Source organism: Geomonas sp., assembly GCF_035254065.1.
GTDB lineage: Bacteria > Desulfobacterota > Desulfuromonadia > Geobacterales > Geobacteraceae > Geomonas.
The window spans coordinates 1-11019 of sequence record NZ_DATFBA010000215.1 but is presented as its reverse complement, the minus strand read 5'-3'; the positions used below and the strand labels follow the sequence as shown (position 1 = coordinate 11019).

Genomic DNA, 11019 nt, shown 5'->3' with positions numbered 1-11019 from the left:
ATCCCCATCCCCACCAGGTTGGAGCGGTGGATCCTCTCGAAGCTCTCGGCGATCACCGCCCGCACGCCCAGCAGCTTGGTCCCCTTGGCCGCCCAGTCGCGCGAGGAGCCGGTGCCGTACTCCTTGCCGGCGATCACGATGAGCGGCACCCCTGAGAACTGATACTTCATGGCCGCCTCGTAAATGGACATCTCTTCGCCGCTGGCGTTATCCTCCGCGAAGTGCCTGGTGACTCCACCTTCCAGCGCAGGGACCAGCTGGTTCCTGATCCGGATGTTGGCGAAGGTACCCCGCACCATCACCTCGTGATTGCCCCTGCGGGCGCCGTAGGAGTTGAAGTCCTCACGGGCGACACCCAGGGAATTGAGATGCCTGGCGGCCGGCGAATCCTTGGCGATGGAGCCGGCGGGTGAGATGTGGTCGGTGGTGATGGAATCGCCCAGGAGGGCAAGCACCCGTGCCCCCTTCAGGTCGCCAACCGGCTCCGGCTCCGCAGAGAGCTGCTGGAAGAACGGGGGCTCCTTGATGTAGGTGGAGGTCTCCTGCCACTGGTACAGCTCGCCGGTCGGCACCTGCAGCCGGTTCCAGTACTCGTCGCCGCGGAAAACGTCGGCGTAGTTGCGGCTGAAGGAATCGGCGGCCACATGCCTGTTCACCATCTCGGCCACTTCACGGTGGTCCGGCCAGATGTCCTGGAGGTAGACCTGCTCGCCGTTCACGTCGGTTCCCAACGGCTCGCGGGTGAGGTCGATATTGACGTTGCCGGCCAGGGCATAGGCGACCACCAACGGTGGCGAGGCGAGGTAGTTCGCGCGGACGTAGGCGTTGATGCGTCCCTCGAAATTGCGGTTACCGGAGAGGACGGCTGCCACGGCAAGTTCCCCGTCCACCACGGCGTTCACGATGTGCTCGGCGAGCGGGCCGCTGTTACCGATGCAGGTCGTACAGCCGTAGCCTACCAGGTGGAAGCGCAATGCTTCCAGGTACGGCATCAGCCCGCTCGCCACCAGGTAATCGGTCACTACCTTGGAGCCGGGGGCGAGGCTGGTCTTCACCCAGGGACGGACCTGCAAGCCGCGCTGCACGGCGTTTCTCGCCAGGAGGCCGGCAGCGATCATCACGGAAGGATTGGAGGTATTGGTGCAGCTCGTGATGGCGGCAATCACGATGGAGCCGTGGCAAAGCTTGTAGGTTACCCCGTCCGGCTGGCGTAGCGGCACGCAGTGCCCCAGGGAACCAAGCTGCTCGTCCGGTTGCACCTCCATCAGCTCACGCGGCACGTTCACTGGGGAGCCCCCTTCGCCGAGCCACCGGTTCAAGGTCTCCTTGTCCACCTTGGCCGCGTCACTTTGCAAGAGGGTCACCAGCTGTTTCCGGAAGGAGGTCCGTACCTCGGAAAGCTTCACCCGGTCCATCGGCCGGGAAGGGCCCGCCAGGGAAGGTTCCACCTCGGAGAGGTCGAGCGACAAGAGGTCGCTGAAAATCGGCTCAGGCCGGTCTTCGCCGTGCCACAGCCCCTGCTCCCGGCAGTAGATCTCCACCAGCTCCGCGACCGCCCCCCTGCCGGTGAGGCGCAGATAGTCGGTGGTCTGCCCGTCGACCGGGAAGACACCGATGGTGGCGCCGTATTCAGGCGCCATGTTGCTGATGGTGGCGCGATCGGCGATGTTCAGGGAGGAGGCGCCGGGACCGAAGAACTCGACGAACTTCCCTACCACTCCCTGCCTGCGCAGCATCTGGGTCACGGTCAGCACCAGGTCGGTGGCGGTGGCGCCCGGCTGCAGTTTTCCGGTCAGTCGGAAGCCGACCACCTGCGGGATCAGCATGGAGCAGGGTTGCCCGAGCATGGCAGCCTCGGCCTCGATCCCCCCTACCCCCCAGCCGACCACGCCGAGTCCGTTGATCATGGTGGTGTGGGAGTCGGTGCCGACCAGGGTGTCGGGGTAGAGCCAGCGCTCCCCGTTGGCCTCCTCCTCTACCACCACTTTTGATAGGTATTCCAGGTTGACCTGGTGGCAGATACCGGTTTCCGGTGGGACCACGCGGAAATTGCGGAAGGCCGACTGTCCCCAGCGCAGGAACTGGTAGCGTTCGTGGTTACGCTCGAACTCCAGGGCGGAATTGGTCTTGAGGGAGGAGACCGTGCCGTAGTGGTCCACCTGCACCGAGTGATCGATGATCAGGTCCACCGGTTGCAGGGGATTGATGCGCGAAGGGTCACCGCCCAGCCGTTGCAGCGCGGAGCGCATGGCGGCCAGGTCGGCCACCGCCGGCACCCCGGTGAAGTCCTGCAGAAGGATCCGGGCCGGCATGAACTGGATCTCCTTGTCCGGCTCGGCAGGCGCATCCCATTTAGCGACCGCCTCGATGTCCTCCTTCTTCACCGTTACGCCATCCTCCCGCCTGAGCAGGTTTTCCAGCAGGATCTTGAGGGAGTATGGGAGCCGTGATATGTCCACACCGGCATTGGCTGCAAAGGTGTTCAGTGAATGATACCGGTAGGTGTTCCCGTGCAGGGTGAGGTACGCGGCGCAATTATAACTATTGGAGGTCGTGACAGACATGGCAGCTCCGTGATGGGAATAAGGTAGGGACGAGTAAGGTCATGCTCAAAGGCCGGGAGACGACAGTGACAGGAACAACCGTGGATACAGACAATAGCAAATCCGGTACTACTGAGGAGGCTGCGAATGAGGGGCAGCCGGCGTTGCGCCAGCTGCCCCCTGGCAACTATTCTTCCGGCTCGAAGAGACTTTTATCGACTCCGCATACCGGGCAGACCCAATCTTCCGGTACATCTTCGAATGCGGTTCCAGGCTCCACTCCATTGCCCGGGTCGCCGGCGGCGGGATCATAGATATAACCACAAATCGTGCAGCGCCACTTTTGCATACATCCTCCTTTTTCAGATTACAGTGATAGACAACCTTCAGCTGCCTTGCTGACTGAAAGCGAAATTGCCAATTCGAATGATGGGTGGAATGTTGTAACGGTGACATGAGTCATCTGTGACAAAGACAGTACTAAAAATATACTGAGAGAGAGCAATGTCAAGGAAAAGGAAGTCATTTTGTTGGGTTAGATAAAGTGCAGGTCAGCTGGCAGGTCGGATGGCGGGCTGGGAGAGAACGGTTTACATCGCATTACGTAAAGTGTTACAAGAAAAAGGCGTCAACCTCAGCGCTTTCCCTTTCGATTCTCCCCTCGCCCCTTCAGGGGAGAGGGGAATGCCCACCCGAGCGTATTTAGCATCTGTCGACAGCAGATTGATTACTGAAAAAGGACGTGCATGAAAAGAATTCTTGGTAAGCTGGACCCCGCCGCCATCGCCTCCGAACAGCGGGCCATGCTGCGCTTCCTGGTCATACTCACCGCCGCCTCCACCATCGGCCTGCAGGGATATACCATCCTCTTCAACAACTTTGCCGCCGAAGTCGTGCATCTGAACGGCAGCCAGGTCGGCATCATCCAGTCGGTGCGCGAGGTGCCGGGACTTCTCACCCTCTTGCTGGTCTTCATGCTGCTCGTCGTCCGTGAACACAAGCTGGCCGCGCTCTCGGTGGCCCTGCTGGGCTTGGGTACCGGCATCACCGCGCTCATCCCTTCCTACGGTTGGCTGATCTTCACCACCGTCGTGATGAGCTTTGGGTTTCATTACTACGAGAGCACCAACCAGTCCCTCACCTTGCAGTACTTCTCCACCTCAGTCTCCCCCCTTATCTTCGGGAGGTTGCGCGCGCTGGGGGCCATCTCCAGCGTGGCGGCCGGGCTGTTGGTCTACTGTCTTGGCGCGGTGGCGCAGTACCGGGAAATGTACCTGGTGATCGGCGTGCTGGTCCTTGCGGCGGGCATTTGGGGGCTGTTGCAGGATCCCACCCATGCCGGGGTGGTCCCTCAGCGCAAGAAGATGATCCTGCGCCGTCGATACTCCCTTTTCTACATCCTCACCCTGTTATCCGGAGCGCGGCGGCAGATTTTCGTGGTCTTTTCCATCCTGCTGCTGGTGCAGGTCTTTCATTTCTCGGTCCGGGACATGACCCTGCTGTTCATCATCAACAACATCGTGGGGTACATCCTGAACTCGCTGATCGGCAAGGCGATCAACCGGGTCGGCGAGCGGACCATCTCCTCGATCGAATACAGCGGCGTCATCATGGTTTTCCTGGTCTACGCTTTCAGTTCCTCGAAGTACATGGTGATGTTCATGTATATCATCGACAACATCCTCTATAACTTCGACGTCGCCATCCGTACCTACTTCCAAAAGGTGGCCGACCCGGCCGATATTGCCTCCTCGATGTCGGTCGGCTTCACCATCAACCATATCGCCGCCGTCTTTTTGCCGGCCCTGGGTGGTTATTTCTGGATGATGGACTATCGAATTCCGTTTGTGGCAGGGAGCGCGCTGGGCGTGGTGTCCCTGATTGCCGCGCAGTGGATGCGGGTTCCGGCGAAAGGTGTCGAAACAGGCGAGATGGGTGAACTAGCAGCCACAATAACCCCTCGCCCCCTGGGGGGAGAGGGGCAGGGATGAGGGCAGAGGGGCGAGGGAACTTTCCATCAGTCAATTTTGCGATTCGATCAGCACCCTCGGTTCGCGGGCGGCGTGCTTGCCCGATTCCAGTAAGGCATAGCGAAGACAAATGGCTCCCACGGTGGTCAGGGCGCCACTCAACCGTCTCTTCCAGGTCAATTTCACAGGGATCAGGCTGAGGACGATGCCGGCGGTCACCATCACCTCCGCACTCTTCCACAACAGCCCCCCCTTCCCTTCCTTCAGCCCCCTGCCCGCCTCAGGCTCGGCTGACGTCTGCCGCTCCATCGCGGCCATGCACGCTATCTCCCCGATTTTACCGGCCAAGCCGAATGTCCGAACCACCTCATCCTCCCGTTTGTTCAGCGGCAGCATTTCCAGCACGCCGGCGGTGCTTGCCATGGCCGAGGCGGTGAACAGGAACGGCAGGGTGTTCCGCCTGGCCTGCCAGAGCGGATTGGCGGTATTGCCGAGCAGGACGCCGGTGTAGCCCGCCAGCATCAAGCCACCGGCCGCCGTCCCCAGTGCTGCCGGACGGGCCACCGGCTTATCGCCGAGCAAGAGGGAAATGGTGGAAAGCAAGCCGGTGCCGGCGAGCGACCAGGAGCCGATGCTCATCGGCGAGGTTGGGCGGAAAACCCGAAGCATGTACAGGAAGCGAAGCATCCGTCCCAGATCCCAGGTGAGTAGCCCCGGCCCGATGGTGGAACCGAGGAAGGCCAGCACACGGCAGCGGAAGGCAAGCTTCTTCACCTTTCTTTTTCCGTGGAGCAGGGCCGCCAGCAGCGCGGTACCGCCGGCCACGCCGCCTACGTAAAAGTAGGCGGGGACGGACCAGATCCAGACAGGTTCCTTAAGTAACGGCAGCCGGTAGTAGTCGATAGGCCGCCCCTCCAGCTTTGAGGGAACTTCCTGCCAGACCTGCACCGGCGACCCAGTACCCGGCTGTTCCCGCTTGATGCGCTGTTGCGCGGCTTCACCTTCGAGAAGGGCCAGAGAGGGGTCCAGCTCTCGTCCAGTTGTCACACTGGATTGCCACGGAATGGTCATGGGTTGCCTCCTTAACTCAATTCCTCTCTGTCTGACTCTCCCTCTCCCTGCGGGAGAGGGTCGGGGTGAGGGAACTTTCGACGAAGATGCTCGGCTTCCCTCACCCCAGCCCTCCCCCGTGGGGGGAGGAAGAGCTTGCAGTAGCCGGAAAAGTGGATGGCAAGTTATCAGCTGTGGGGTAAGGGTAGACAATGGTGCGCGGTCTACTCCTCTTTCGCTCCTTGCTTTACGGCGATGGCGGCGGCCGCGGTCATGCCGGCTAGAGCGAGCGCCATGGCGGCCCACGACTTCACAACCCCTTTGGTCGGCACCGACGGGTCCGGAGGAAGGTTGTAGACCTCGGGACGGTCGAGCAGGAGGAAGAAGGCATGCAGCCCCTCGGTCCCTGGCTGGTCCTCCTCCGTCATCCCGTAAAGATAGGCCTCCTTCATCCCCTTGTTGTGCAAGGTTTCCAGCCTTTTCCGGGCGATTTCTTTCAACTCCTCGACCTTGCCGAACCTGATGGAATCGGTGGGGCATGTCTTGGCGCAGGCGGGCTCCATCCACTCCTTTTGCCGGTCGTAACAAAGGGTGCATTTCCACGCTCGGCCGTCATCCTGTCGCCGGTTGATCACCCCGAACGGGCAGCAGACCACGCAATAACCGCAGCCGTTGCAGACGTCGGGTTGCACGTAGACGCTGCCGACTTCGGTACGGACCAAAGCCCCGGTCGGGCAGGCCTCCAGGCACCCGGCACGGCGGCAGTGCTTGCAGACATCGGACATGAAGAGCCAGGAGAACGGCCGCGCCGTGGTCTGGCCGGAAAGCGGCTCGGATCTTTCCATGAAGGCAACGTGCCGCCAGGTGGTTGCCTCCAGGTGGATGGTGTTGTCATAGGAGCGTCCGCTGAAGAAGTCGCCGTCCGCAGGCAGCTGGTTCCACTGCTTGCAGGCGACCTCGCAGGCCTTGCAGCCGATGCAGACGGTGGTGTCGGTGAAAAATCCGGTGGCCTCGCTGGTCATGATTCCTCCGTCAGTTCCTTCTTGCCGGCCCGCAGACCGTGGTTCCCCACCGGCTTCTGGGCAACCGCCGGGAGATCGCGCGGAGGCCCTTCCGCATCGGGCTCCGCAAGCGGCCCAGCAACAGCGGCCTTTCTCCCTGCAGACTTGCGCCCGGCGACTATCTGGACGGAAAACGCCTTGGACTCTTCGATGCTTACGTTGGGCTCCGCGATGAAGGCGGTAAGTTCATTGGCAGCGTCGCCGGTCGAGCGGCCGAGCCAGCTCCAGTGGTAAGGAAGTCCGACGGTATGTATCTCTTCACCTTGGGCCTGCAGGGGCTGCATCCGCTCGGTGACCAGCACCCGCGCCTCGATCTCCCCCCGCATGCTGCTTATGGTGGCCCAGCCTCCATTCACCAGCCCCCGCAGTTCGGCCAGTTCCGCAGAGACCTCCACGAACATCTCGGGCTGCAGTTCGCACAGCCACGGTAACCAGCGGGACATGCCGCCGGCCGTGTGATGCTCGGTGAGCCGGTAGGTGGTTGCCACGAATGGGTAGCGCTCATCCTCATAGGCCTTGTGGTAGGGGTTGTCCCGGCGATACCACTCCATGCGCGCGGGGTTGCACTGCTGGCCGTAGAGAACGTTCTTCAGCACCGATTCCTGGGGCTCGTAGTGGGTCGGGAGCGGCCCGTCCAGCAGCCCGCTGGGGTCGTACAGCCACGCCTTCCCTTCCGCCTGCATGATGAAAGGGTCGATGCCGGAGAGGGTATCGATCCCCTTGGCGTCCTTGCCCGGGCGGTAGTCGGGTGGACGGTCCAGGATGAAATCCGGCTTGTCGAAGCCGGTCCATTTCTTTTCCCGCTCGTCCCACCAGACGTACCTTTTGCGCTCCGACCACGGTTTCCCCTGCGGGTCGGCCGAAGCGCGGTTGTAGAGGAGCCGGCGGTTATCCGGCCAGGCCCATCCCCATTCCGGCGCCACCCAATGCTGGTCCTTGCCCGGCTTGCGGCGAGCGGTTTGGTTGACGCCGTCCTTGTAGCAGCCGCAGTAGATCCAGCAGCCGCAGGCCGTGCTGCCGTCGGCCTTCAGCTCCTTGTAGGCGGGAAGCAGCGTACCTTCCGGAAGCAGGTGGCCGTTTATCTCCATGAGCACCGTTTCCGCGTTCGGCTCTTCCTTTTCGCCCATCGGCCCGTAATCCCAGGTAAGGTCCTGGATGGGGAGATCCTTCTTGTCGATGGAGCCGCTGTAGAGCTCTTTCAGTCTCTTTCCAAGGTGGTAGATGATGTGCAGGTCGGAGCGGCAGTCACCCGGCGGATCGAATGCCTTGTGATGCCACTGCAGCAGGCGCTGTGTGTTGGTGAAGGTGCCGTCCTTCTCGGTGTGGGCGGCGCAGGGGATGAAGAAGACCTCGGTGCCGATATCGGCGGGGGCGATCTCACCGGAGACTACCTCCGGGGCGGAGCGCCAGAACTCCGCCGTCTCGGTGGGCGCGAAATCGCTCACCACCAGCCACTCCAACTGGCCCAGGGCCTTTCGCTGCAGCGGCGCGTTCATCGAGCCGACCACCGGGTTTTCTCCCATCACGAAGAACCCCTTCACCATGCCGTCGGCCATGGCGGCCATGGTGACGAAGTGCGAATGATCACCGGAGATGTGGGGAAGGTAGTCGTAGCACCACTGGTTTTCCTCGGTGGCCGCCACGCCGTACCACGCCTTCAACAAGGAGACGATGTACTTGCGGAACTCGCTCCACCAGCCGCTGGCAGATTCGTTGTACTCGACGTATTTCTCCAGGTCGGTGTCATAGCTCGCCTTGGGCATGGGGAGGTAGCCCGGCAGCATGTTGTAGAGGGTGGGGATATCCGTAGAGCCCTGGATGGAGGCATGTCCCCTCAAAGCCATGATACCCCCGCCGGGGCGGCCAATATTGCCGAGCAGCATCTGGATGATGGAGGCGGTGCGGATGTACTGGACGCCGACCGTGTGCTGGGTCCACCCGACGGCATAGCAGAAGGCGCCGGTACGATCGGGACCGGAGTTGTCGCACAGGGTGCGGGCGACCTTCTCGAAGAGATCCGGCGAGATGCCGCACAACTGCTGGACGACCTGCGGTGTGTAGCGGGAATAGTGGCGCTTGACGATCTGGAAGACACAGTGGGGATCGTTCAGCGTGTAATCGTGCTCCTCCGCGCTGATTACGGCGCCGCGCTCCGCCCGTGGCTCGCCTGAGAACATCTCCCGGTGCCCGGCTGCCGGAGAGACCTCCACCCCCTTGTACTGCCAGGATTTCGGATCGTACTGCCCCTTATCGGTGTCCCAGCCGCTGAACAGGCCGTCCAGATCCTCGGTGTCCTGGAAATCGTCGGAGATGATGGCGGAGGCGTTGGTGTAATTGACCACGTACTCCTTGAACCAGCGGTCGTTTGTGATGATGTAGTTGACGATGGCGCCCAGGAAGGCGATGTCGCTTCCGGCACGGATGGGAACGTGGATGTCAGCGACGGCGCTGGTGCGGGTAAAGCGCGGGTCGACGTGGATGATGGTGGCTCCCCGCCGCTTGGCCTCCATCACCCACTGGAAGCCGACCGGGTGGCATTCGGCCATGTTGGACCCTTCTATCACGATGCAATCGGAGTTCTGCAGGTCCTGCTGAAAGGTGGTGGCCCCTCCCCTACCGAACGAGATCCCCAGACCGGGGACCGTGGAGGAGTGTCATATTCGGGCCTGGTTTTCGACCTGCACGATGCCCAGCGAGGTGAACAGCTTCTTGATCAGGTAGTTTTCCTCGTTGTCCAGAGTGGCGCCGCCCAGGTGGGCGATGCCGAGGGTTCTTCTGAGCGGATGCCCCTGCTTGTTCTTCTCCTCCCAGGTCTCCTCGCGGGTCTTTTTCACCCGTTGCGCAACCATGTCCAGCGCCTTGTCGAGCGGGATCTCCTCCCACTTCGTGCCGTGGGGCCGGCGGTAGAGGACGCTCCTGACGCGGTGGGTGCCGGTGGCGAGTTGCATGCTGGCCGCCCCCTTAGGGCAGAGACAACCGCGCGAAATGGGGGAGTTGTAATCACCCTCTATGTCCAGAAGCTTGCCGCCTTTTACGTACACCTTCTGCCCGCAGCCAACCCCGCAGTACGGGCAGATGGAGTCGACCACCCGATCGGCGTCGGCGATCCTGGGCTTGAGCTGATCGCTTCGTGCCGACATGGCCGACTTTCCGAGCCCCATCGGCTCTGCGTAGGTAAGTTGGCGCAGCGCGGGCCAGATGAAGCGCGATCTCTTCTTCGCCATCGTTTCCCTCCTAGGCACGGCAGGATGCAAAGAGAAAAATATTAGTTGTGTTTAACATCCATACAGTCAAAGTCAATGAGCAGTGAGCGTAAGGAAACGACGGGAAAGGAGAGGAATGGTAGCGGAAGGGGCGTTAGGGAAGAACAAAGAAAGGCAATCCCCCCTGCCCCCCCTTTATCAAGGGGGGGGACCCGTTGCGGGAGGGAAAAGGAGATTATGACTGGAGTCTCAGGGTCAGTGTGAAGACAAAAAAAGGACCTGCCCGGGCTAACCGGTGCAGGTCCTTTGCTTTTAACTGCTGATCGCTGCGTCGTTACTTGAAGGTGGCGATGATGTAGTTGGCAATGGCCATTGCCTCGTTGTCGGGTACCGCCTTGGCATCGAACGGGGTCATGCCGGGGCCCGGCTTGCGCATCTTGGCAACGATATCCTTGGCGGTCTTGACGCCATTTGCCGTGCGGTCTTTCTTGCTCAGGGTCTTCTTGGGGTTGACGATGTTGCCGCCTTTGGGATGGCAGGAGGCGCAGTGCTCTTCAAATTCCTTCTTCCCATCAATCTTGCCGCCCTTCGGAACGTCGCAGAAAGCGGCCGAAGCGAAGATGCTCATGGAAACTACCGATGCGGCAACAAAGAAAAACTTTTTCATTCTTGATTCCTCCTTTGGTTGGTGGTCATACCCTATGAGAGATAGGAGAATACAGCTACAAGTGTGCAGCCCTGAAAGAGTTCACAGGGGAAAACCGGAATCAATGCTAGTCTAGATTTTTCGTTTGTCAATAACGCGCGACGCTTTGCCTTCTGCCCTCGGTATGCTGTTCGGTTCGACCAGTTTCACGACGGCGCCTACACCCAGTACCGAGTCGATTTTGCGCTCCACACTGTCCAAAAACGCCTTCTGCATCTTCATCTCGTCGAAGAAGATATTCTCGGTGACCTCGATCCTGATCTCCAGGGTATCCAGCGCACCTTTCCTGTCCACCACCAGCTGGTAGTGCGGCTGGCACCCTTCCACGGCGAACAGCACGTCCTCGATCTGGGAGGGGTAGACGTTGACCCCCTTGATGATCAGCATGTCGTCCGAACGCCCCATGGTCTTCTTCATACGAACGGTGGTCCTGCCGCAGTCACACTTGTCGTAGTCGAGCGAGGTGATGTCGCGGGTCCGGTAGCG

8 protein-coding genes are annotated in these 11019 nt (G+C 61.1%); 1 reads left to right on the top strand and 7 read right to left on the bottom strand.

From position 1 onward, the window contains the following. Window positions 1-2564 (bottom strand): aconitate hydratase AcnA (acnA, locus tag VJ604_RS10235; protein WP_324082194.1); only part of this gene is annotated, 2564 nt, incomplete at its 3' end. Window positions 2565-2730: 166 nt separating this feature from the next. Beyond that, window positions 2731-2892 (bottom strand): rubredoxin, encoded by a 162-nt coding sequence (gene rd, locus VJ604_RS10230; RefSeq protein ID WP_324082192.1) that lies wholly within the window; start codon window positions 2890-2892, stop codon window positions 2731-2733. A gap of 397 nt (window positions 2893-3289) precedes the next feature. Between rd and VJ604_RS10225 the strand changes: the two genes are divergently transcribed. Further along, complete coding sequence (locus VJ604_RS10225; RefSeq protein WP_324082191.1) at window positions 3290-4534, top strand: MFS transporter; 1245 nt, start codon at window positions 3290-3292, stop codon at window positions 4532-4534. 30 nt (window positions 4535-4564) lie between these two features. Here the strand turns inward: VJ604_RS10225 and nrfD are convergent, their stop codons facing one another. From nrfD to VJ604_RS10200, 5 genes are all read right to left on the bottom strand, one after another. Further along, window positions 4565-5584 carry an NrfD/PsrC family molybdoenzyme membrane anchor subunit gene (nrfD, locus tag VJ604_RS10220; protein WP_324082190.1) on the bottom strand — a complete coding sequence of 340 codons (1020 nt, stop codon included), beginning with the start codon at window positions 5582-5584 and terminating at the stop codon, window positions 4565-4567. A 203-nt stretch (window positions 5585-5787) separates the two neighbouring features. Next, window positions 5788-6585: a 4Fe-4S dicluster domain-containing protein gene (locus tag VJ604_RS10215; RefSeq protein ID WP_324082188.1), complete on the bottom strand. Its 798-nt coding sequence runs from the start codon at window positions 6583-6585 to the stop codon at window positions 5788-5790. Beyond that, a complete protein-coding gene (fdh, locus tag VJ604_RS10210) occupies window positions 6582-9848 on the bottom strand; it encodes a formate dehydrogenase (protein ID WP_324082185.1) in 3267 nt (1088 codons plus the stop codon). Before fdh ends, VJ604_RS10215 begins: the two co-directional genes overlap by 4 nt. A gap of 313 nt (window positions 9849-10161) precedes the next feature. Further along, window positions 10162-10494 (bottom strand): c-type cytochrome, encoded by a 333-nt coding sequence (locus VJ604_RS10205; RefSeq protein ID WP_324082184.1) that lies wholly within the window; start codon window positions 10492-10494, stop codon window positions 10162-10164. Between the two features lie 111 nt (window positions 10495-10605). Further along, the coding region (locus VJ604_RS10200) for a phenylacetate--CoA ligase family protein (RefSeq protein ID WP_414652412.1) at window positions 10606-11019 on the bottom strand (414 nt) is incomplete at its 5' end.